This is a genomic window from Burkholderia sp. Tr-862, assembly GCF_011753085.1.
In the GTDB taxonomy this organism is placed as follows: Bacteria; Pseudomonadota; Gammaproteobacteria; order Burkholderiales; family Burkholderiaceae; genus Burkholderia; species Burkholderia ambifaria.
In genome coordinates, this window is the sequence record NZ_VWWG01000016.1 from 1 (window position 1) to 22,683 (window position 22,683).

Consider the following 22,683-nt stretch of genomic DNA (forward strand, 5'->3'; position numbering starts at 1 on the left):
CAGACGTGTGCTCTTCCGCTCTGCCGAGCTGCTCGCGGCGGGGCTCGCGAGCGTCGCCGCGCTCGGCGCGCGCGGCACGCTGTCGGCCGGCGACGCACGCATCGTCGCGATTGTGTTCACCTGCATCGTGCTGTGGGCGACGGGCGCGGTCGCGAGCCTGTGGGTGTCGCTGCTGTTTTTCTTCCTCGCGGCGACCTGCACGCCGGTGCCCACCGCCGAGATCTTCTCCGGCTTCGGGTCGAGCGCGTTCTGGCTCGTGTTCAGCGGCGCGGCGATCGGCTTCGCGCTGAAGGAGAGCGGCCTGAGCGAACGGATCGGCATCGCGCTCGCGCGCCGGATCGGCGGCTCGTATCTGAAGGCGCTGCTCGCATTCGCGATCCTGAGCTTCCTGCTGTCGCTCGTGATGCCGTCGACGTTCGGGCGGATCGCGATCCTGATTCCGATCGCCATCGGCTACTGCGACGTCGTGAAGCTCGGCGCGCACGCGAACGGGCGGCGCGGCATCCTGCTGCTCGTGATCGTCGGCTCGTACGAGCTGGCTGCCGCGGTGCTGCCCGCGAACCTGCCGAACGTGATCATGGCGGGGATTCTCGAGCAGTCGCACGGGATGCATCTGCGCTTCTCCGAGTATCTGCTGCTGTTCTTTCCGGCCGGCGTGATCGTGCGCGGCGCGGTGCTGGTGCTCGCGTCCTGGTGGCTGTTCGCGGATACGGTCGGCGAAGTCGAGATACCGGCGGCGCGCGTCGCGCTCGGCCGCCGCGAATGGCACGCGATCGTGCTGCTGGCGATCACGCTCGCGTTCTGGTTCACCGACGCCGTGCATCGCATCGCGCCCGGCTGGGTCGGGCTCGGCTTCGTGCTCGTCTACTTCGGCACGTCGCCGCCCGCGCACCTCGAGCGCTTCACCGCGACGCTGAAGATGGACCTGCTGTGGTTCATCGCGGCGATCATCGGGCTGACCGCGCTCGTCAACCATCTCGACATGCGCGTGCCGGACACGCTCGCGCTCGACGCGCTGCGCGACAGCCCGATGCTCTTGTACTTCGCGCTGACCGCGCTGTCGATCGTCGTCTGCTTCGCGGTCACGTCGAATGCGGAACCGGCGCTATACGTGCCGATCGTGTCGCGCCTGCTCGCGCAGGGGCTGCACCTGAAGGCCGGCCTGCTCGCGCAGGTGATGGGCTATGCGACCACGGTCCTGCCGTACCAGTCGCCGCCGGTCGTGTTCGGCAACGCGCTTGCGCAGCTGGACCGGGGTGCGGTGCTCCGGTACTGCGTCGTGACGGCGCTGCTGGGCGTGGTGTTCGTGATCCCGGTCAATGCGTTGTGGTGGCGGCTGATCGGGCTGCTGTGAGTTTTCCTGAACGGTGAATCCAATGATCGAAAACGATCTGCTTGCCGCGCGCGTGATTGCGCGCGAGCGCGTCGCGTGCGACGTGATTTCGCTGCGGCTCGTCAGCGATGCGCCGGGTCTCGCCCTGCCGGCGTTCGAAGCCGGCGCGCATATCGACCTGCATCTGCGCGACGGGCTCACGCGCAAGTATTCGCTGTGCAACGATCCGGTCGAGCGCGGCGTGTACGAGATCGCGATCAAGCGCGAGCCGGCGTCGAGCGGCGGCTCCGCGCACGTGCACGATGCGATCCGGGTAGGCGACGTGCTGCGGATCGGCGCGCCGCTGAATTACTTCCCGCTCGCGCCAGACGACAGCGCGGCCGTGCTGCTCGCCGCCGGGATCGGCGTGACGCCGTTGCTCGCGATGGCGCATAGCCTGGTCCGCGCGGGGCGGCCGCTCGCGTTCCACTACTTCGTGCGTTCGGCCGACGCGGCCGCGTACGGGGCGACGCTCGCGTCGCGCCTCGCGGACGTCGCGACGGTGCACACGGGGCTGACGCCCGACGCGACCCGCGACGCGATCACGACGATCGTCGGCGCGATGGATTCGCGCTCGCATCTGTATTTCTGCGGACCGGCGCCGTTCATGGCGGCCGTCGACGCGATCGCGCGCCCGGCGCTCGGCGATGCGCGGCTTCATCACGAGTATTTTTCCGCGCCAGCCGCGGAGCCTGCCGACGGCGAGGCCGACGCGTTCCGGATCGAGCTCGCGCGCTCGCAGCGCGCGCTGCTCGTGCCGCCGGGGCAGTCGATCACCGATGTGCTGTACGAGCACGGCATCGCGGTCGCCACGTCGTGCGAGGCGGGCGTGTGCGGCGCATGCCGGACGACCGTGCTCAAGGGCACGCCCGATCATCGGGACGCGTTCCTGAGTGCGGCGGAAAAGGCCCGCAACGATTGCATGATGCCGTGCGTGTCGCGATGCCGCGGCGAACGGCTGGTGCTGGATCTCTGAGCCGTCACGGGGGGCTGAGTGAGGCCGGTCGGAAAAAATGGAAGCCAACGTTTCGTAAAATCGAGAAACGGAGGCATGGATGAATCGAATTCCACGAGCGGTCTATACGAAGGAGCTTCGCGACGAAGCAGTCAAACTGGCGTTGACTGAAGGTGTTGGGGTATCGGAAGCTTCCCGGCGCTTGTCGATTCCGATCAAGACGCTGGCAAACTGGGTACGCGCGGCGAAGGCCGGTAAGCTGAAAGATGTCGGTCGGCACCAGAAGCCACTGACGGAAATGGAAGTCGAGGGGTCGGTGATGTATCCGGGCACGCGTGTGCTGATGGGCGTGATCACTGCTGCGTACGTGATTGTGCCGCTGATCTGCCGGCAGCAGGTAGGCCGGGCCGCGCTCGCGGCGCCGCAGTGGGTCACCGCCGTCGCGGGGTCGGGATTTTGGATATTTCTCGAAGGGGATTGCGCGCAAGCAAGCCGTCACCTGAAGAGTCCTGGCATCGCGAGCGCGTAGCGCTCGCGGAAGCCACAATAAAAGTTTAGTTCACAACGCTGCGGGCCACACGCTCCGCCCCAGCCATCACAAGCTCTGACAAGCGCCGGACTTGCTTCGGATTCATTCGCGTAACTGGCGTCGAAATACCCAATGCCGCAATGGGACCGCGCGTCGGATGGCGAATTGCTGTAGCTACTGAACACACACCCGACTGGCTTTCCTCGAAGTTGGTTGCATATCCCCGCTTACGCACTTCGTCGAGTTCCTCTTCCAGAGCCAGCCGTTGGGTGATTGTGTTGCCCGTGAAAGATTGAAGGGGGTCGCGAGGATACAGCGCGCGCACGGCTTCGATCGGCAACTCCGCCAACATTGCCTTGCCGACACTGGATGCATAAGCAGCGAAGACGTTTCCAACTGGCACCGACACACGAAGCGCTTGATTGCTCTCAATAGCGTCGATGTAGCGGACGTTGCCGTCTTCGAGGAGGGCCAACTGAACTGTTTCTCCGGTTTCGGATGCTAGCTCTTCGAGTATCGGACGGGCAATCGTCCGGATATCCATCCGCTGCACTGCTGCGAGGCCGACCTCGACAAGTGCGTTGCCGGGTTTATAGATTCGCGACACGGGATCTTGGGTCACAAACCCGTGATAGACAAGCATTGCCAGCAGTCGGTGCACTGTCGAGTGGCCGACTCCGAGTTCTTCCTTGGCATCCGAAAGACGAATCTGGTTGCTGTGCCGAAACATGAGCAGGAGCCGCAGCACGTTATTGACGGACTCGAGCATGTAGCGAGGAGCAGACGACGTGGCTGTCGCCGCTTCATCGGCTAGTTCACCATCTGTAGCAGGTTGTTCGAGCAAATCTTTCTGCAAACCAGAAATTTTGTCGCCCTTGCGAGGCTTGCGCGTTGCGCTGGCGGTATCAGACATAAGGGAAGGATCCGTTTCGAAGGGCGCGGCGCCCCGTTGCAGGAAACATATACGCCGAGCAGCTGGTTCGTCAACGAGACGATGCATTCATGCGCTGATTCGATAAAAAATTATGGAAAATCAACGGCATACTCGCTTGCGTAATACAGAGGCCGACGTTCTGTCATTCGTGTAAAGCATCGCCGGGAGATAGAGCCCTATTTTCTGCGCACCTCTAGATTTCTGTATAGCAGAAACATTTTCCCAAAGTTCTTGACCTTTCATGTCTTCTTGCAGAAAATGATTTCTGACAGGTGGACATTCGAGCGAGTGTGTAACATCACTCTCGACTCTCGAGTCCTGGAGCGAACGGTGTGGCTTCAGCGCAGATAGCAGGGTCACACTGACGTACAAGTAAAGGCGCCCGATCAGGAGGCGAAGATGTACAGGAGACAAGGCTGGCGATGCTTGGCGCACCGCCACCCTCATTCGTCGGTGGCGGACTCATTGAGCACGCGAGTCAACGATGCCCCGACAGCCCATGGGTTCATGCGAGAACTTCCGTTCATCGCACTCGGAACGGCGGATGCTGTGCCGCACGTGCGCCGTTGCGGCTGGGATACCACTGATCCAATTCCGTCGGACGTCAAGTTGCTGCACCGACGCGCGACTACCTCAAGCTTCGATAGCGCTCCCACGCTCCCCATTTCCGCAAATCAACCGCTCGCGCCCGTTTGGGTGCGGCCAGCTTTTCCATCGCGGCTGTCTGGCAACGCACGTTATCGACATCTGAATGGATCGACCGCCTTGTTGAACCGTCCCTTTGTTGGGGCGCGCCATTGGCCGCGCATCGCTATTGCAACTTCGGTATCCAAAGCCGCGTCTGCGCGATAGGGATCGACTAAGCAGTCCAACGGCCATTCAGATGGCGAAGATTTGGATCGGCACACCGATAGCGCGAGACGGCTCAACAGATACGAAGTGCGCGAATTAACAGATCAAGGAGATACGAGATGACAGAAGAGACGAAAGTCGGTAAGCCCGCCCCGCAACTCTGGACGCGTGAAGGGTTTGCTGGTCCGCTATCGGTTGTAGCGCGCCCAGCGTACGGCCCTGAGTATCTTTCTGTCGAGGGGGCACACGCTCCGCGCCGCTCGGTTCTGGAGCGCATGATTCCGCGCGATCGAGATGATGTCGATGCACTACCTTCTGTCGTGGCGACATCGAAACTCGGTGTGCGCGTCCTGGTATCTGGGCGTCGCGAAGCGATGCCGTTCGTGGTGCGCAATGCCGAGGCCGATGAAATTCACTTTATTCAGACGGGAACGGTCAGATTCGACACGGACGTTGGCACTCTGACTGCGGAAGAGGGCGACTTTGTCTGTATTCCGCGCGCAGTTGCTTATCGGTTCACTCCGATTGGTGGCTCGATGCGCAGCGTGATCATTGAAAGTCCTTCGGCACTGAACCTGACGCCGCCGGCACCGTTTGGCATGGTTAATTTTGCTCGCGACGTGAAGCACGCCGAGATCAACACCGACATTCCGTTGGGTGGAAAGACGCGTTTGATCTTGAAGACCGAGGATGGTGAGCAGACGGTGTATACGCTGCCCCATGATCCGCTCGCTGTCAGCGGCCGGATATCGGCGAACGTCCCGGTCTGGAAGCTCAACCTTGCGAAAATTCAGGTTCTCACCTATTTGCCGGATGGCGGACCGCCGAGCGCATTTCTCTCGTCCAAAAACAGCGAGCTCTTGATGTTCACTCTCAGTGCACGAGTCACGAATCGGCCGCCTGTTCACATCAACGCTGATTTTGACGAAATGATTTGCTACGTGCGCGGGCCCGGCACTTGGGGAGGGTGTACCGAGCCAGGAACACTTACGTGGGTGCCGAAGGGGGTCGTCCATCACGGTCCGTCCGAAAACGTTCCGGAAGGCTATCTCGCCTGGTTGATGGAAACCCGCGCAACATTGAGGTGGACGCCGGAGGCCATCGCGGCTTCGGAACTGATGGAAACGGGTGAATACGGTCCGCATCCGAGCGTACGCAAATAAGTAGTGGCGCGACGCAAATCGTCGCGCCAGACAGTATCTGATTGGGTTGAATTCGCCGTAGATCGGCTTAACGATGAGGGCTATGTATAACTTCGTAGTCCTCAATGCTGGATTGAAACTTGAAAAGGAGCATCACCATGATCGAGAAACTGCCGCTGTGGGAAGCCGCCAAGCGTGAAATGGAAAACTATCACTTTGTGGCGGAAGCAGAAACGCAGCCCAAGTGGGACGTGTCACCGAAGATCGCGATCAACGTCGCCGTCGCCGGTCGATTCGATGACGGTAAGCCGACGTCGATCCAGAACTACGTCGACGAAGCGTCGCGGGTGATCGAAGCGGGCGCATGTGGTATTCACATCGATTTCACGTGGGTGACCGATGACAAGGGGCGCCGTCTCGATCGCGATCTTCCGCCGGTCGAGGCCTACTCGGCGGTTCTGGAGCCGCTGCGCGCGCGCTTCGGCAACGCTTTCGTGTCGAATCTCAACGTGCTGAACGGTACGAGTTTCGACGTCTGCGTGAGCCCCGCGAGGGAAGGTCTTGCAGAAGTGGCACCGTGCGCTCCCGGTCACCCGGAAGCGTTTGCGGTGCCGGCGGTGCAGGCGCTCGAAGATGCAGGCGTGAAGCCGGAGCTCGCGGTACACAGCTCGGGTGAAATCGAGCTCGCGAAGCGCCGATTCATCGATACCGGGATCCTGACCAAGCCGTACAACTGGCTGATTCTTTATGGCCTCCCGTTCAATGTCGGCCGCACGCTGGTGTCCGGTACCTGGGTCAGCAATACGCAGGACATGACGCGTCACATGTTCCTGATGGTTGACCAGATCCGTCAGATCGATCCGACTTCCGTCATCAGTGTATGCGCGGCCGGGCGCGCCAGCCTGTACATGACGACGCTGGCAACGATGCTGGGCTTGCACATCCGGGTCGGTACGGAAGATACCCCGTGGAAGTACCCGAACAGCGACGAGCGCCTGAAAGACAACCTGGAGATGTTCCAGATGGCGAAAGATATCGCAGGAATGCTCGGACGCACGCCGGCGAGCGCGAACGAGTATCGGGCGCTGATCGGCAAGCCTGCGAAGGCCTAACTTCACGGACGTCGCGGGGTGACATTGTGCGGTCAATCCGCGACGTCGAGACAACAGCAATTCAATAATTTCAGGAGACATTCATGGTTACCGATACGGCAACGACCGCATTCGAATTCGCAACATCCCTGTATGAGGCGTGCGACTCGATGGATGAGCAGCGGTTTGCGAGCTTTCTGACTGAAGACTGCAGGTTTGTGTACGCCAATAGCGAGCCGGTTGTCGGGCGCAAGGAGGCGGCGTCTTACGTGGCAGGTTTCATGACGCTCATCGCGAGTATCAAGCACAACCTGGTCGAAGTGTGGCAGTGCGATGACATGATCATCTCGCGAATGAACGTGACCTATACGCGCAAGGATCAGACGAAGCTGACCGTTCCTGCAATGACGGCCTGGCGTATGCACGATCAACTGGTTGCTGAATACCTTATTTACGTCGACGTCTCGCCGCTGTTCGCGAATTGATACACGGGAGGTCCGAGATGCAGCGAGATCTGGAAGGCAAGTCGATCATCGTTACCGGTGGCGGAACCGGAATAGGACGCGCTGCAGCACTCAAGTGTGCGACTGCGGGGGCATCGGTAACGGTGGCCGATATTAGTGTTGGAGAGGGGCGCGATACGGTCTCGGCGATTACTGAGCTCAGTGGCAGTGCAATGTTTGTTCAGACGGATGTCGCTGACGAGACTCAGGTCGAAGTGATGGTGCTATCGGCAATCGAAGCGTTCGGCCGGCTCGATGGCGCTTTCAACAACGCTGGTCTCGCGCAGACAAACCTTCTCCTGCACGAGCTCACTGAAGACCGTTGGCGTCGAGTTCAACGTGTCAATTACGACGGCGTGTTCTTCTGCATGAAGCATGAGATTCGCGCCATGTTGCAATCCGCAGGAGGTTCGATCGTCAACGTGTCGTCTTCGTTGGGGCGCGTTGCCGTATCTCGGGCGGCCGAGTATTGCGGCTCGAAAGGAGGCGTGCTCGCGATGACAAAGGGTGCAGCTATTGACTACGGAACGCACGGGATACGCGTGAATGCGGTCCTTCCCGGCGTCACTCGGACACCGATGGTCGAATCGCTCTCCACGCACCCGGAGTTCGCCGATTTGTTGCCGCGGCTGGAAGCACGCCACGCAATGAATCGCCTCGGCTCGCCGGAAGAAATTGCGGAGGCCGCAGTGTGGCTGCTTTCGGATCGAGCTTCGTTCGTTACTGGAGCGGAATTGGCCGTGGACGGTGGCTTCCTCGCTATGTAAAGCATGCTGGTGCGTTATCACTGGACGAGCGAAACCAATCAGACGCGGATGCATTACTGGAACTGACATCCGGGTAGACGGTGGCATGACGGCATGGTGATCAATAGCATTCAACCCGCATCGCCGTAGGATGGCCGGAGGACCATAGTTGATCGTCGTGCCATATTAATAGCAAGGGGAATTTATCCGAAGATATAGTAAGGATTGCATAGTTATTATCATGGTTGGATTGATTCGAAGCAGACAAAGTAAAACAACAAAGTAATCCAGAAGCGCGGTGTTTCGCGAGGTGGATCAAGCCGCGAATAAGGTAATGGAGACATGATGGAACAGCGTAGAGTCATTTCGCTAGCCTTGGCACTTTCAGCCAGCATGGCGAATGTGTGTGTCGCAAGCACCGGCATCTATTCGACCGGCTACGGCACGCGTGAGCAAGGGATGGGGGGCGTGGGCATCGCAACCGGAGAGTCGGCCCTGGCGCCGGCAGAGAACCCGGCAGGCATTGCGTTTACCGGTGATCGGCTGGAAATCGGTGGCGGTCTGTTCGTCATCCACGGAGGCGCACAAGACAATGGCACGACGTACAAAGCGCGGACAGGCATCACGCCGATGCCCGAGTTCGGTTATGTGAAGTCATTGTCTCCGTCGCTCGTATTCGGGGTGACGTCCTGGGCATCGGGCGCGGCGATGAGTTATCGAGCACCGTACCGCGGCATTCCGGGAAATTCGAACACGTTTGCACAGGGCATCTTCATGCACGTGGCACCGACCGTTGCGTATCGCTTCGGTGCGGAAAGGAACCATGCAATTGCGCTGTCCGTGGTCGGGGCACTGTCGACCATCGACGTCGAGGGGATCGAGGCTCAAACCGGGCAGTCGAACCAGGGTCGTAACTGGACGCCTGGATACGGCTTCAAGATCGGCTGGATGAGCCAGATCACATCCCAGCTGTCGATGGGGGCGTTCTACGCGTCAAAGATCCGGTACACACCCTGGCACAAATACAAACACATCTTCGCCGACGGAGGACGGTTCGAAGAACCGGAACAGTACGGTATCGGCATCGTCTTTCGTCCGACGCCGAAGTGGCTGCTCGGATTCGACTGGATCCGTTTCAACTATGGTGGCACGCACGTGCTCGGCAATCCAGTCACTTTCTCTGCTCCGCTCGGTGCTGCGAACGGCGCGGGATTCGGCTTGACCAATATCAACGCTTACCGCTTTGGCGTGCAGTACGACGTGACCGACAAGTTGACGCTGCGGGGAGGCTTCGAGATCACGAATCAGCCCGTGACACCGGCCAATACGGCGTTCACGTTCCTTGTTCCCGTGACACTCAAGCGTACCTACACGGTTGGTGCGAGTTACCGCATGAGCAAACAGTCGGAACTGTCGTTTGCGTACGCAATTTCGCCGCGTGTACAAGTGAACGGGACGGGTCTCAGTGCCAGAACCAACTCATTTGGTCAGAACAACTTCGTCGCGTTCACTTATACAAGGAAATTCTGACGGCAGACGAATCTCGAAACGACCAATGCACGAATGACACACCGTAAGCGAGGTCGTGCCTTTTTCTTTGAGGTGACAACGTGACTCGGTCGAATCTGCGTTTGTGAATCGATAAAAAAATTTGCAGCGGACACGGGCGACGTCACTGCGGCGTCCGATGTCGACGCGAACAGGAGCGGAGATGAAGAATGGTCGTAAATGGAGTCTCGCAATTAGCCTCGCGGGGACCATCGGTACTGTGCATGCGCAGAGCTCGGTAACCTTGTATGGCGTCTTTGACCAAGGCGTGCTGGCGGCGACGAATGTCCATGGTGGACATCTCTACCAATCGTCGAGCGGGTGGTTGTCCGGGTCGAGATGGGGCATGCGTGGAGCGGAGGATCTCGGCGGTGGCGCCCAGGCGATCTTCGTCCTCGAGAACGGCTTCGACGGATCCAGTGGCGCAGCATTGCAGGGAGGGCGCGAGTTCGGTCGGATGGCCTATGTCGGCTTGGCGAATCCTTATGGAAAACTGACCTTCGGTCGGCAGTACGACATGGTTGTGGATCACCTCGCTTATCTGGGCATGACTTCTGAAATATGGGGTGGCGCGTTTGCCTGCCACCCAGGTGACGTCGACAATTTGTGTAACAGTCGTCGAATGGATAACTCGGTCAAATATTCGAGCCCGATGTTCAACGGTTTGTCTTTCGGTGCCGCCTACAGCCTCGGTGGCACTCCCGGCGCTTTCTCGCACGGCAGCATCTGGACTGTCGGCGCGGACTACACGAAGGGGCCGCTGAGTATCGGAGTGGGCTACTTCAATGTGAATAGTCCGAATACAGTCTCCTACGGCGGCTCGACCGTCCCGGGGGCGACTACGAGCTTCACGAATGGAATGAGTGCCTCGCCGGCGATCAGTGGATTCGCTACAGCGAATAGACAAGAGACCCTCGCCGCGGGTGCGAACTACACGATCGGCTCGAGTACGGTAGGCGCGTCGTATTCGTACACGCGCTTCGATGATCTCGGAGCCTTCCATGTCATGGGTAGTCCGAGCCTGAGTGGTAACGCGAGATTGCAAAATGCCGAGGTGCGATATGCGATCAACGTGACTCCTTTCCTGCTGGCGGGAATCGCATTCCACTACACCACTGTCGGCTCGGTCGGCGGGATCAGTGGTGCCCGATACCGGCAATTAAATCTGGGGCTCAACTACTCGCTGTCGAAGCGGACTTCGCTATACGCGGTCTTCGCTGCGCAATCCGCAAACGGTATGGACTCGACGGGTAAATCTGCGGTGGCAGCGATGGCATTTGTGTCCCCCTCGTCGTCGAACCGTCAGGCTGCAGCGCAAATCGGGATTCGACATCGGTTCTGAAGCGCGCTATGACGCACGGTATGCACGAGGTATTGATCTGCGGTCGCTATGGCATTGACGGCCGCGCGGAGCAGACTCAGCTGTGAAATGAGGAAGACATGAATAGCGAAACAATTGATGTTCGGGAGTTCCTGGACGCCCAGAAAGGCTGTCGCTTGCAATGGACGGTGGTGGCGCTCATCTTTGTGTTCTGCCTGGTGGACGGTTTCGATGCGACCGTGATCGGGTTTCTGGCTCCGGCGATCAAGTCGGAGTGGGGGTTATCGGCGGCTGATCTTGCGCCGATATTCGGATTTGGCATGGTGGGCCTGCTGGTGGGCGGATTGATTTGCGGACCATTGGCGGATCGATATGGACGCAAGCCGGTAATTGTTGCCACCGTCGCATTTTTCGGTGTGACGACGCTTGGCGCAGCATTCGTCGATAACGTCAGGACAATGATCGCCCTTCGTTTTTTGACAGGTGTCGGTTTAGGTGGCGCGATGCCGATCGCGCTGACGCACCTGGCCGAATTTGCTCCGACCAACATGCGCGCACGGATGACGGCTTGGGCGGGCATCGGCTTCACGCTTGGCGGGGCGGCGTCCGGTCAGGTTGTTGCTCATCTGATTTCGCACTTTGGCTGGCGCGGCGTCATGATTCTCGGTGCCACGTTGCCCATATTGCTGTGCGTACTGCTGATTGCGTTTCTGCCGGAATCGCTGCGCTATCTCGTCGTCAAGGGTGTCGACGAATCGCGGATTCGGGCAGTCGTCGAGCGAATTGTTCCGGGCTTCACGGGGAGGTTGATTCACCGTGATGTCGATACCGCCGCTTCCAAGCGCATGACGGTCGCATCGCTTTTCCGGAAAGATCTGATCGCGACGACGGTGCTGATTTGGGTTACGTATTGCTGTAGCCTCTTCCTGTTCTATCTGATGAGCAGTTGGTTGCCGCTGATTCTCAGCAGTGCAGGGATGGCTACCCAGCGCGCGGCCACAGTATCGTCGATCTTCCTCCTGGCAGGTGCGGCCGGCATGCTGATGCTTGGCTTCGCGATGGACAAGATTCGCGGAGAGACTGTACTGGGCACTGCCTATGCAGCAGGCGCGGTCTTCGTCTGGCTGGTCGGGATGTCGAATGACGCGACTACACTGACTACACTCATCGTCTGCTTCGGGTTATCGGTGGGTGGGGCGCAGAGCATTATTCCGTCGTTGGTGGCGTCGTGTTACCCGACGCCGGCGAGAGCGACCGGAGTCAGTTGGGCATCGGCGATCGGTCGGGTGGGCGCTTTCATCGGATCCATCGTGGGTGGCATCATGCTTAGCTTGCACCTGTCCACAGCACAAATCTTCTCGCTGATGGCGCTTCCGGCGCTGATCGCTTCCATTGCGTTGCTCGCGTTGAACCGTACCAGGCACCCAGCGACTGCGCCCGTAATGAGCAAGTGATTGTCGGCGTTGCATGATTGAGTACAGGACGGTGCGCGGCAAACCAATTGCTCTTGCTCCGTTCAGACATCACAACGAGGGTGGAAAGGCGTTGTGCCATGTTTGCCTCCGCTGCGATCGAGTTTGCATGAAGCGTTGTCGAGTGGCGTCCGCGGCTGTAGGAGGCGATTGAAATGGAGAATGCCGCCCCGAACTGGGTTCCGGGCCGGCATTTCGATCATGTATGGATCCAGTTCTTTGAATCCTGCGACGTGAAACGAACTGATACTGCTGCAGCGCTCACCGCGATTTCGAGGTTCCAGGGGCAGCCCCGAACACCAAAGCGGCGGTCGCTAGAATCGTCCCACCGACAGTGACGAACATTACGTCGTACCCGCCCGACCACTGTTGAATCATTCCCGCGACAGACGGTCCCAGCATTGCACCGAGTCTCGATACGCCAAGAAAGACACCGACCGCGGTGCCGCGCATCTCGGTCGGATAGGAAGTAGCGACGATATTGTTGAGCATGATCTGCGAGCCGACAACAAACATCCCCGCCGAAGCGACCGCGGCGCCAAGCCATAGATGACCTTTGACATTGGCTAACGCGACAATCGCAATAGCGCCGAGCACATAGCTGACCGAGATGACGCTGCGACGATCGCGGAGTGCGTCGGCAATGACTGCGGTGATCAGACCTCCCACCGCGGCAGCTGCGGCTAGCAACGAGCCGTATGCAAAACTCGCTGACAGATTTTCCCCCCGTTGCAACATGATCGTGGGTAGCCAGGCGGACAACCCGTAAGCGGAGAACAGGCTGAACGCGCCCGCGAACCAGTAACAGATGGATCGCGGAAGGTACTCACTTGAGAGCAGTAGCGACAATGAAAGCGACCGACGTGGCGAAGCGGCGGGGGGTATCGGGTTTAATGAAGCATAGCGAGATGCGTGCTCCGGCCGGATCTTCGACAACAACGTCTTCAATTCATCCCATCGGGAACGACTGGCTAGGAAGTGCGGAGATTCGGGCAGCAGATGAAAAATCACGGAGACAGGCAGCATCAGCGCGCCGACGTAGTACAGACATTGCCACCCGTAATGCGGCAGCAGCCAGGCAGCGATGAATCCTGCCGATGATGCGCCTGCAAGCCAGCCGAGAGAAAAGAACCATGTCGTAAACAGATTCGCGACGCGTGTCGGAGTGACCTCGTTTACGTAAGTGACCGCGACTGGCATCAGAAGACCGAGTGCGATTCCCATGGTGATTCGCAACGGAATGTACGAAGCCAGATTGTGTGCGGTCAGTGCAATCGCGAGACTCATCACACCCGATGCCCAACAACCAAGAAGCAAAACTGTCCGTCGGCCGAACCGATCCGAAAGAAAGCCGGAAGCGGTCGAGCCGATGGCAAAGCCGGCCAGGCCGCTCGACAGCAGAAAACCCATATCGGTACGCGTGAGCTGCCAGGACGCAGCGACGTCGTGAACGATATAGGCGGCGTTATAGAGATCGTAGCCGTCGAACAGTAGAATCAGAGAGATCAGTAGTCCGAGCCGGATGTGGAAGCGACCAAGTGGGCGCCATGCCCAGTTCAGCCAACAGATCAACACCGCCTGACGAACTTGCTTCAGGTGCCGTCGAAGCGGGGCTGTCGGCGGTCCAGGTGCAATCGTTTGCGTGGCCGGTATCTGTATGCGTGTTCACGCGTGGTCTCCTTCCTCTGATATCTCTTCTTGTCTTGGATGTTTGGATGATCGCGACATATCAGGCATGAGATGCCGCGGTCATCGCCGGTGCGCTACGCGAGACGCGGTGCCTTTCGAACGGGGGTCGGCATTGGTATCCCGAGACCTGCACGCGTCGCGAGTTCGAAAATCTCCTTACCCAGTGCAACGTCGGACACCCCCATGCCCATTGCCTTGAACACGGTGATATCGTCGCCGGCGTCTCGCCCGCGATTGTTTGCGACCACGTCACTTAGCGAAGTGACATCATCCGCCCAGCGTCCCGTATCTCCATATGCACGGGTGAATTCCGTCGAAAGCTTTTGCGCACCAGGCAGGTCGTCGACGACTGCGCGGGTGCACCGTGAGAATACGTCGCTCGCGAGTTCGATCCGCTCTTCGGTGATCGCACCGACGGCATTCACGTGAGCCCCGCGTGCGATCTGCGGCGCTGACAGGAACGGTTGCTTTGCCCGTGTGACAGTCGTGATGATCGGCGCGTCGCGCACGGCTTCGTCGACCGATCCTGCTTCAACGATTTCGATGTCGAACGATTCGCGCGCACGCGCGACGAAGGCGCGACGTTTCTCCGGTGTCGGGCTGAACACCCGCACGAGACGTAGCGGACGAACCGCTGCTACCGCCGCGAGTTGCGCCAGTGCTTGCTTGCCAGTTCCGATCAGTGCCAGGATGTCCGCGTCGGGTCGCGACAGCCAGCGTGTCGCAACGCCAGAAATACCTCCGGTACGCATCTGCCCCAACGCGAATGCTTCGATGATCGCTTTCAACTGACCGGTAGCGGCGTCGAACAGAGTCAAGAGCGGACAGGCGCCGCCGGTGGTGTGCGCCCAGGTCTTCGTTCCCACGATACCGCTGTCGGGAAACGCCGCGCCAATCGCATGCAGATTGTTTTCTCCCCAGGCGACATGCGTTTTAACCATGTTCTTGGCACCACCACTTGCCTGCATCGCAAGGCCGCGTTCGAGTGCTCCAATCGCATCCGGGAGGCTCATCAGAGCGACGACGTCCTGCTCGGGAATCCAGATTGGCGAAGTCATCGCGTGCTTACTCCTCGAAGATTGAAGGAACAGGTGGCGCCAGTTGCAGCGTATTGACCACGAGCGCATGGGTAACGTAGCGCCCGATCAACATTGCAAAGGCCACCGCCTCCGACGGCGTAACGAGGCTGGCAAAGGCTCCGAATTCCTCCTGGACGCCGATGCCACTGGCATTGAGTGCAGCGATCGCATAGATCTGTGCTGCTTGCTCGACATCCGACAACGACGCCGCCGACTTGGGATCGAGTCGTTCGATTTCCGCGATCCATTCGCGAGAGAAGCCGAGCTTTACGCACAGCCGCTCGTGCTGATGACGTTCGTAGCGGTTTTCCATGAAGCTTGCGACCGTCAACGCGCCCAGTTCAGTCAGTCGATCCGGAAGCGCTTCCTTCAGAGCGTCTGTGAAATGCATGAACTGAAGGATCACTTCAGGCGCATTGCCGGCACATTTGAACAGTTCGCCCAGGTAGCCGAGGCGGTTCACGCGTGGTTCCAGATAGGCCGCCAGATCGGGGCGCAGCGACTCCATTTCGAGCCGGGGAATGTGGTTACTCATCGTTGTCTCCTTGTGACAGACGATCGTCAGAACGCACCGGCGAGCACACCGGCCTTGATTTCGAGGTAGTCGTCGATTCCGTACACGGAACCCTCACGTCCGACGCCGGACGCCTTGACTCCACCGAACGGAACGACTTCCGACGAAATCGCACCGGTGTTGATGCCGACCATGCCGGTTTCCAAAGCTTCGAATACGCGGATGATCCGGTCCATGCGCGATGCAAAGAAATAGCTCGCGAGGCCATACTCAGTATCGTTGGCGAGCGCGATGCCTTCTTCCTCAGTAGTGAATCGAACGATCGGGGCAATGGGGCCGAACGCTTCTTCGCGAAACAACCGCATGTCAGGCGTGACGTTGCGAACAACGGTCGGCTCGAAGAAGTTGCCGCCAAGGGAGTGGGTTTTTCCGCCGACGGTTACGGTTGCACCCCGTGTATTTGCATCGTCGATCAATGCGCCGAGATGGACGATGGCATCGGAATTGATCAGCGGACCCTGATCGATGCCATCTGCCGTTCCCGGGCCGACGCGCAACTGCACGACCGCACGCTCGAATTCCTCGCAGAATGCGTCGTACACCCCGTCTTGAACCAACATGCGATTGGTGCACACACATGTCTGGCCGGCGTTGCGAAACTTCGAGAAGATCGCGGCTGCAACGGCCTTCGGGATATCGGCATCGTCGAATACGAGAAAGGGTGCGTTGCCGCCCAGTTCCATCGATACCTTCTTGATCGTCTCCGCCGACTTGGACATCAGTTCTCGGCCGACCTCGGTTGAGCCGGTGAACGTCAGCTTGCGCACGACGGGATTGCGGCAGAGTTCGTCGCCGATGCGGCGCGCACTACCGGTGACCACGTTGATCACGCCGGCGGGAATGCCGGCTTCCTCGGCGAGGACGGCGAGTGCCAGCGCCGTGAACGGGGTGGCGCTTGCCGGCTTCAGAACGATCGTGCAGCCTGCTGCGAGCGCCGGACCGACCTTGCGCGTGATCATGGCCGCAGGGAAGTTCCAGGGCGTAATAGCTGCACAGACGCCGACCGGCTGCTTGACGACGAGAATGCGATGGCCGTCCACCGGGGCCGGAATTACGTCACCGTTGATACGCTTTGCCTCCTCTGCGAACCACTCGATGAACGATGCGGCATAGCGGATCTCTCCGCGCGATTCCGCGAGTGTCTTGCCCTGCTCCGATGTCAGGATCAGCGCGATATCCTCGAGGTGCGTAATGACCTTGTCGTGCCATGCGCGCAGCAGTTGCGACCGGTATTTCGCCGTGGTCCTTCGCCACGACTCCAGCGCGGTTGCAGCCTGATCGACCGCATTTCGCACAATCTCGATGCCCAGGTCAGGAACACGTCCGACAACTGTCCCCGTGGCTGGGTTGCGAACGTCGATTGCTGCAGCAGCGTCGGCGTCGATCCACGTGCCGCCGACATAAGCGGCTTGCCTCAGCAGATCGGGACGCGCGAGGGCTGGAGCCGCCGGCTTGTGTGTTGGCATGTTCGTGACTCCGCGTCTTCAGAGCAGACCAGCACGTTCAAGCACGTGGTCGAGGCGCTTTTCGAGGTCCGGTGTCGCGGGCACCATCGGCAGCCGGTGTTCGTTGGTCGGCAGCAGGCCGAGGCGCTTCATCATGTACTTGATCGGAATCGGATTGGTGTCAGAGAACACGGACAGATTCAGCTCGAACAGGTCAAAGTGCAGCTTTCGCCCCGCCGCAAGATCGCCTCGGTCGACTGCCTCGCAAAGATCGGCGACTTTGCGCGGTGCGAGGTTGCCGACTGCATTCATCAACCCGCATGCACCGACCGCGAGCATCGGGAAGCTCAGTTCCTCGAGACCGACGAACACACGCCAATCAGGGCCGAACGCGTCGAGCATATGAGTAACGAAACCCATGTCGTTGACGGCATGCTTCATGCCGACGAGATTCGGCACGCGGTCCCGGATTGCCTTGACGGTCGCCAGATCCATACTTACCGCCGCGCGGCCCGGGATGTGGTAAATCATCAGCGGCCGTTCGGTGCAGTCGCCGATTTGAGCGTAGTACTCGACCAGCCCCCGTTGCGGCGGCTTGATGTAGTAGGGCGTGACGACCAGCAGCCCGTCGACGCCGGCTTTGTCCGCATGGGAAGTCAGCTCGAGCGTTTCTTTGAGCGATTGGGAGCCGGTTGCCGCGATCACCGGTACGCGGCCGGCCGCAGCTTCGATCGCCGCATCCACGAGGCGATTGCGTTCAGCGGTCGTCAGCGTGCTGGGTTCGGCTGTTGTGCCATTGACGAGCACACCGTGGCCGCCGTTGGCGATCTGCCAGTCGACGAGTCGAGCGTACGTGTCGTAGTCGACCTCGCCGTTGCGGAAAGGCGTGACGATCGGGGTCACCGAACCGCGCAGTGAAGAAAGCTTGTTCATTGATCAAATCCTCAGGCTGCTTGTTGGCGGTTGGTCTCGAAGCCCGTCTGGGTGCCCAGCAGAGCCGGCGCTTCCTTCAGGCTTTCTTGCCAGAGGAGCGATTCCATGTAGATGTTGAGCGGCTGATCCTGGATCGTCAGTTCGTACACGGGTTCGTCGTGCGATGCGTGGTTGTGCACTGCCCAACCGGGAGCCGACAGCATCAGATCGCCGGCTTTCCAGTCGTATCGATTGCCCGCGACCATGCTGTGACCGGAGCCAGAGAAGTAGTAGTTGATGGCAGCCGACACATGACGGTGCGGACGGTCGACGATCTTCGGCGGACGGATCGTCATCGTTGCGAAGAAGTTCGGCGTGATGCCGTTCGTGCGACCCGTCGTCGGGTTGTACATCATGTACAGCCGACGTCCGATGTAGTCGCTGCCAAGCGCGGCGAGCTTGTCGAGTTCCGACTTCACGTTTTCCCACGGGAAATGGAGCGGCTTGGATTCGACGACCTTGGGATTGATCAACGTCTCGTACGGCATCAGCAATCCGCCATCAGTCCCGATCGGGAACGTGCCGAACGGGTTCTTCCGCTTCGGATCGTCGTCGGCATGGGTGATGGCAGGGCCGGATTCGACATCCAGCGAGACGTCGAAGTCCGGTACATAGATCTCCATGTGCTGGAGCAGCGGAATGTTCGAGTAGACGAGCCGGACCTGGATGTCGTCCGTGTCATTGATGTGCTGATAGGCGACATACGACGGATGGTTCCAAACGTCGTACTGACGAAACGCGATCGTGCGGCCGGCGACGATCGTACGGCCGCCCCCACGAATACAGAAGTTGACCTCGGTAGCGTTGTGACGCATCGGTCGCGTCGATTCGCCCGGCAACAGCACCTGCAGCATCACCTGAATGCCGGGCGCAAGACCCGGTGCATCTTTCCGCGCGGCGGGATGCACGATCAACGACTGGCGCCGCCCGTCGGCCGGCGCAGGCAGGGTCGAGAGGCGAGCCACTTCAGCTTCGATTTCCTCACGGGTGATGACGACAGGGTCCCAGTAATGGTTGTCGCGGGGATGCTCTCCGGTCTGGTCGATAAACGATGCATCGCGCCGTTCGAACGCGTGCTTCAACTCATGCATGACTGCCTCCGTGCTCATTGATGGAATTCGTGCCACGGGCGTTCGCTACGCGCCGTCCACATGCGAAAACGATAGACTTGCGCGATCTTTCAATCAAGATTGATAATTCAAATCAATATAAATACGAGGGATGCCCTGCACGCGTTGATTCAAAGGGGTACCACCTGTCAGGGGTACAATTGATTTATTCAATTTGTCGAAGGAATGTGTCGACCCATGCGCAAGGATTTGTTGACTCGAAGCGAGGTGCTCGAAATGCTCAACATCAAGGCGAGCACGCTGTACGCGTATGTGAGTCGGGGCATGATCAAGACGGCGCCGCATCCGGACGGTCGCAAGAGCCTGTATTCCCGGACCGACGTCGAACGGGTACGCAGCCGCAAACGTGGACGTCCACCGCAGGTCGCTGCGGCTGAATCGACGATGCACTGGGGAGCCCCGGTGGTTGCGTCCGCAATTACGCAGATATCCGACGGTGGGCCGGTGTACAGAACGCGTTCCGCGGTCGAGATGGCACGCGCCGGTGTATCGTTCGAATCCGTGGTCCAATTACTGATGACGGGCATGTGGCAAGACAACTTCGCGGCATGGCCAGCAATCGACACACCAGATGATGTGAAGCAGTTGATGGACCACTATCACGCGTCGCCGGTTGCCGGTGACATCGGCAATCTGCTAGGCATGGTGACCCTGGCATTGGGGATGCGGGGAAGGGGGGCAGCAGAAATTGCGGATGGTGCATCGGTCCCGGCCGCGAGATTGCTGATGCAGACCATGGCTGGCTGCCTTGGATTCCTTCAGACGCCGCGCTGTTTCGCGACGCGCGAGCCGTTTGAGTCGCTTGCGGCATTCATTCTGCGCATCAACCGCGTCGAGCCGACTCCCGAGACGTTGCATACGCTAAATGGCGCCATGATCGTCCTGGCTGACAACGAACTGGCTCCTGCGACCTTTGCTGCTCGCATTGCGGCGTCGACGAATGCTGATCTCTTCAATTGTGTTGCTGCAGCAATCGGTTCGCATCTGGGCTTCTCGACAGGTACGGCCACGCACAAGGTCGAGTCTGCGCTGCTGCAGTCGACGTCGGCAAAGGATCTGGGGCAGCGCAAGAATCTCGTCAAGGAATATGGTGCGAGTCTCTTTGGATTCAATCATCCGATGTATCCGGGGGGCGATCCGCGCGCCGACGTCATACTGGACCTGGTTCGATCGCTGCCGAAACTCGATGCAGGGACGCGTAACACACTCACTTTCCTCGATGAGCTTCGCATGCAGCAGCAGGCACATCCAGGCGTGGCAATCGCGCTTGTCGTACTGGCGCGTGCATTGGGTATGCCTGACGGGTCAGCGACCGCGATCTGGGTCTTGAGTCGGACGAGTGGTTGGGTGGCTCACGTGCTGGAGCAGCGGACGATGGGCTTCCTGCTCAGACCGCGCGCCAAATACGTCGGCAACGCGATCATGCACTGATCAAGTCTTTTCCTGTCCGGGACGCACTGTTGCAAAAATCATTCTGGACCGTATGGTCCGGAATGATTATCCTATTGAACAAGTTGAGGGCAACAAGATGGCAAGGACGCGGGAATTCGATGAACGAGAGGTGTTGCTGCAGGCAATGCAGGTGTTCTGGAGTCAGGGTTACGAGGCAACATCGCTGACCGACCTGCTGAAGGCCACTGGCCTGAGTAAAAGCAGCCTCTATGACACGTTTGGAAGCAAGCGCGAGTTGTTTCTGGCCGCCTTCGAAGTCTACCGGTTGGAAAGAATGCGAATGCTCGACGGCTACCTGACGAGCGCGCCGACCGCGTTCGCGTCGATTCGGGCGTTCTTCGAGATGGTGGTTGAGCATGCGCGTCGGGACGAGCGGCCATTCGGTTGCATGAGTTGTAACGAGGCCGTCGAATTTGGCCCGCATGACGAGGAGGTGCAGCAGCTCGTCGAACGGGATTTCCGCGGAATCGAGGATGCGCTAGCGGATGCCATTGAGCGCGGTAAGGCTGATGGGTCAATTCCTCGCGCGAAGAATTCGCGGAAGCTCGCGCGCTTTCTGACGGTTACGCACCAGGGCCTGCAAATTATGGCCCGCTCCAAAGCTGAAGTTGGTCGGCTCGACGACGCGCTGGAAGTCATGCTCGAGGCGCTGCAGTAAAAAACTCCCACCTTCGGGTGGGCTTTATTTGGTTTATTTTGGACCGATTGGTCCGTTATTGAGAAGGAAGGTCAACATGGCTACGAATTCGCTCGATCAACTGCTTTCCCCGGTCCAACTCGGTGCGTACACGCTGCGTAATCGGATGGCGATGGCGCCGCTGACGCGAAGCCGTGCAGGCGACGGCGATGTGGCGACACCGTTGAGCGCGGAGTACTACCGTCAACGCGCTAGCGCCGGTCTGATCATCACTGAGGCGTCGCAAATCTCGGCGCAGGGAAAGGGCTATCCGCGGACGCCGGGGATTCACTCGTCCGAGCAAATCGCCGGCTGGCGGCAAGTGACCGATGCAGTGCATGCAGAAGGCGGCCGCATCTTCCTGCAAATCTGGCACGTCGGTCGACTTTCGCACCCGTCGGTACAGCCTAACGAAGCGCTGCCGGTCGCGCCCTCCGCAATCAAGGCTGATGGCGAGATCTTCACGCCGGCGGGACCCAAGGCTCTCGTCACGCCGCGCGCGCTCGAGCTCGACGAAATTCCCGGTGTCGTGGCTGACTTCCGAAAAGCAGCGGAAAACGCGCAGCTTGCCGGCTTTGACGGTGTCGAAATTCATGCGGCGAACGGTTACCTGATCGACCAGTTTCTGCGCGACGGCGCCAACGTGCGGACGGATGCCTACGGAGGCTCGGTCGAGAATCGCGCGCGCTTCCTGAAGGAAGTGGTTGAAGCCGTCGTACCCGTGTTCGGCGCCGATCGCGTTGGCGTGCGCCTTTCGCCGATCTTCAACGTTTTCTCGATGAGCGATAGCAATCCGGCGGCGACGTTCGGGTACGCGGCCGAAATGTTGAGCCAGTACGGCCTTGCCTATCTGCACGTGCTCCAGCTTGGCGAGGGCGAGTTCGATTTCCGCGAACTGAAGTCCCGCTTTGGTGGTACCTATATCGCAAATGGCGGGTATAACGCGGCACGGGCTGAGGCAGCGATCGAGAGTGGCGCTGCGGATATCGTGTCGTTCGGCACGTTGTTCCTTGCGAATCCGGACCTTGTGCGCCGCTTTGCGCTCGGCGCGCCGCTGAATGAAGCGGACCGCGACACGTTTTATCAAGGCGAGGAGCGCGGCTACACCGATTACTCGACGCTGACCGAATCGGAACTGGCATCGGCGAAATAACGGCATGCGGATGGACTGGGTTGCGCTGCCCATCCGCCGTTCTCGAGC

General features: G+C 59.7%; 19 protein-coding genes and 1 pseudogene. 13 read left to right on the top strand and 7 right to left on the bottom strand.

What is annotated here, in order from left to right:
- The first annotated feature begins 7 nt into the window (after nt 1–7).
- From F3J14_RS07745 to F3J14_RS07755, 3 genes and pseudogenes are all read left to right on the top strand, one after another.
- Nucleotides 8–1,354, top strand: a complete 1,347-nt coding sequence (locus F3J14_RS07745) for an SLC13 family permease (protein WP_166722473.1) — start codon at nt 8–10, stop codon at nt 1,352–1,354.
- A gap of 22 nt (nt 1,355–1,376) precedes the next feature.
- Nucleotides 1,377–2,348 (top strand): PDR/VanB family oxidoreductase, encoded by a 972-nt coding sequence (locus F3J14_RS07750; RefSeq protein WP_166722474.1) that lies wholly within the window; start codon nt 1,377–1,379, stop codon nt 2,346–2,348.
- 79 nt (nt 2,349–2,427) lie between these two features.
- Nucleotides 2,428–2,631 (top strand): annotated as a pseudogene (locus tag F3J14_RS07755) (transposase); the annotation flags it as partial.
- Nucleotides 2,632–2,881: 250 nt separating this feature from the next.
- Here F3J14_RS07755 and F3J14_RS07760 read toward each other — a convergent pair.
- Nucleotides 2,882–3,769, bottom strand: a complete 888-nt coding sequence (locus tag F3J14_RS07760; RefSeq protein WP_166722475.1) for an IclR family transcriptional regulator — start codon at nt 3,767–3,769, stop codon at nt 2,882–2,884.
- 992 nt (nt 3,770–4,761) lie between these two features.
- Between F3J14_RS07760 and F3J14_RS07765 the strand changes: the two genes are divergently transcribed.
- The 7 genes from F3J14_RS07765 to F3J14_RS07795 all read left to right on the top strand — a co-directional run bounded on the left by F3J14_RS07765 (nt 4,762) and on the right by F3J14_RS07795 (nt 12,447).
- Nucleotides 4,762–5,805 (top strand): homogentisate 1,2-dioxygenase, encoded by a 1,044-nt coding sequence (locus F3J14_RS07765; RefSeq protein ID WP_166722476.1) that lies wholly within the window; start codon nt 4,762–4,764, stop codon nt 5,803–5,805.
- Nucleotides 5,806–5,942: 137 nt separating this feature from the next.
- Complete coding sequence (locus F3J14_RS07770; RefSeq protein ID WP_166722477.1) at nt 5,943–6,896, top strand: 3-keto-5-aminohexanoate cleavage protein; 954 nt, start codon at nt 5,943–5,945, stop codon at nt 6,894–6,896.
- 83 nt (nt 6,897–6,979) lie between these two features.
- A complete protein-coding gene (locus tag F3J14_RS07775; RefSeq protein WP_166722478.1) occupies nt 6,980–7,360 on the top strand; it encodes a nuclear transport factor 2 family protein in 381 nt (126 codons plus the stop codon).
- A gap of 17 nt (nt 7,361–7,377) precedes the next feature.
- Nucleotides 7,378–8,145 carry a glucose 1-dehydrogenase gene (locus tag F3J14_RS07780; protein WP_166722479.1) on the top strand — a complete coding sequence of 256 codons (768 nt, stop codon included), beginning with the start codon at nt 7,378–7,380 and terminating at the stop codon, nt 8,143–8,145.
- A 321-nt stretch (nt 8,146–8,466) separates the two neighbouring features.
- On the top strand, nt 8,467–9,654 hold the full coding sequence (locus F3J14_RS07785; RefSeq protein ID WP_166722480.1) for an outer membrane protein transport protein: 1,188 nt from the start codon (nt 8,467–8,469) through the stop codon (nt 9,652–9,654).
- A gap of 181 nt (nt 9,655–9,835) precedes the next feature.
- A complete protein-coding gene (locus tag F3J14_RS07790; protein ID WP_166722481.1) occupies nt 9,836–11,014 on the top strand; it encodes a porin in 1,179 nt (392 codons plus the stop codon).
- Nucleotides 11,015–11,112: 98 nt separating this feature from the next.
- Nucleotides 11,113–12,447: an MFS transporter gene (locus F3J14_RS07795; protein ID WP_166722482.1), complete on the top strand. Its 1,335-nt coding sequence runs from the start codon at nt 11,113–11,115 to the stop codon at nt 12,445–12,447.
- Between the two features lie 279 nt (nt 12,448–12,726).
- Here F3J14_RS07795 and F3J14_RS07800 read toward each other — a convergent pair whose 3' ends face one another.
- The 6 genes from F3J14_RS07800 to F3J14_RS07825 all read right to left on the bottom strand — a co-directional run bounded on the left by F3J14_RS07800 (nt 12,727) and on the right by F3J14_RS07825 (nt 19,351).
- Nucleotides 12,727–14,040: an MFS transporter gene (locus F3J14_RS07800; protein WP_348771962.1), complete on the bottom strand. Its 1,314-nt coding sequence runs from the start codon at nt 14,038–14,040 to the stop codon at nt 12,727–12,729.
- Between the two features lie 188 nt (nt 14,041–14,228).
- Nucleotides 14,229–15,212: an ornithine cyclodeaminase family protein gene (locus tag F3J14_RS07805; protein WP_166722483.1), complete on the bottom strand. Its 984-nt coding sequence runs from the start codon at nt 15,210–15,212 to the stop codon at nt 14,229–14,231.
- A gap of 7 nt (nt 15,213–15,219) precedes the next feature.
- On the bottom strand, nt 15,220–15,768 hold the full coding sequence (locus F3J14_RS07810) for a carboxymuconolactone decarboxylase family protein (protein WP_166722484.1): 549 nt from the start codon (nt 15,766–15,768) through the stop codon (nt 15,220–15,222).
- Nucleotides 15,769–15,794: 26 nt separating this feature from the next.
- A complete protein-coding gene (locus F3J14_RS07815; protein WP_166722485.1) occupies nt 15,795–17,273 on the bottom strand; it encodes an NAD-dependent succinate-semialdehyde dehydrogenase in 1,479 nt (492 codons plus the stop codon).
- 18 nt (nt 17,274–17,291) lie between these two features.
- On the bottom strand, nt 17,292–18,185 hold the full coding sequence (gene dapA / locus F3J14_RS07820) for a 4-hydroxy-tetrahydrodipicolinate synthase (protein ID WP_166722486.1): 894 nt from the start codon (nt 18,183–18,185) through the stop codon (nt 17,292–17,294).
- A gap of 11 nt (nt 18,186–18,196) precedes the next feature.
- On the bottom strand, nt 18,197–19,351 hold the full coding sequence (locus F3J14_RS07825) for an AraC family ligand binding domain-containing protein (protein WP_348771963.1): 1,155 nt from the start codon (nt 19,349–19,351) through the stop codon (nt 18,197–18,199).
- A gap of 180 nt (nt 19,352–19,531) precedes the next feature.
- Between F3J14_RS07825 and F3J14_RS07830 the strand changes: the two genes are divergently transcribed.
- From F3J14_RS07830 to F3J14_RS07840, 3 genes are all read left to right on the top strand, one after another.
- Nucleotides 19,532–20,785: a citrate/2-methylcitrate synthase gene (locus F3J14_RS07830; protein WP_211080335.1), complete on the top strand. Its 1,254-nt coding sequence runs from the start codon at nt 19,532–19,534 to the stop codon at nt 20,783–20,785.
- A 130-nt stretch (nt 20,786–20,915) separates the two neighbouring features.
- The gene (locus F3J14_RS07835; RefSeq protein ID WP_348771965.1) at nt 20,916–21,464 is read left to right on the top strand and encodes a TetR/AcrR family transcriptional regulator; all 549 of its coding nucleotides are present in this window, start codon (nt 20,916–20,918) and stop codon (nt 21,462–21,464) included.
- Between the two features lie 76 nt (nt 21,465–21,540).
- A complete protein-coding gene (locus F3J14_RS07840) occupies nt 21,541–22,635 on the top strand; it encodes an alkene reductase (protein WP_166722488.1) in 1,095 nt (364 codons plus the stop codon).
- Nucleotides 22,636–22,683: the final 48 nt, after the last annotated feature.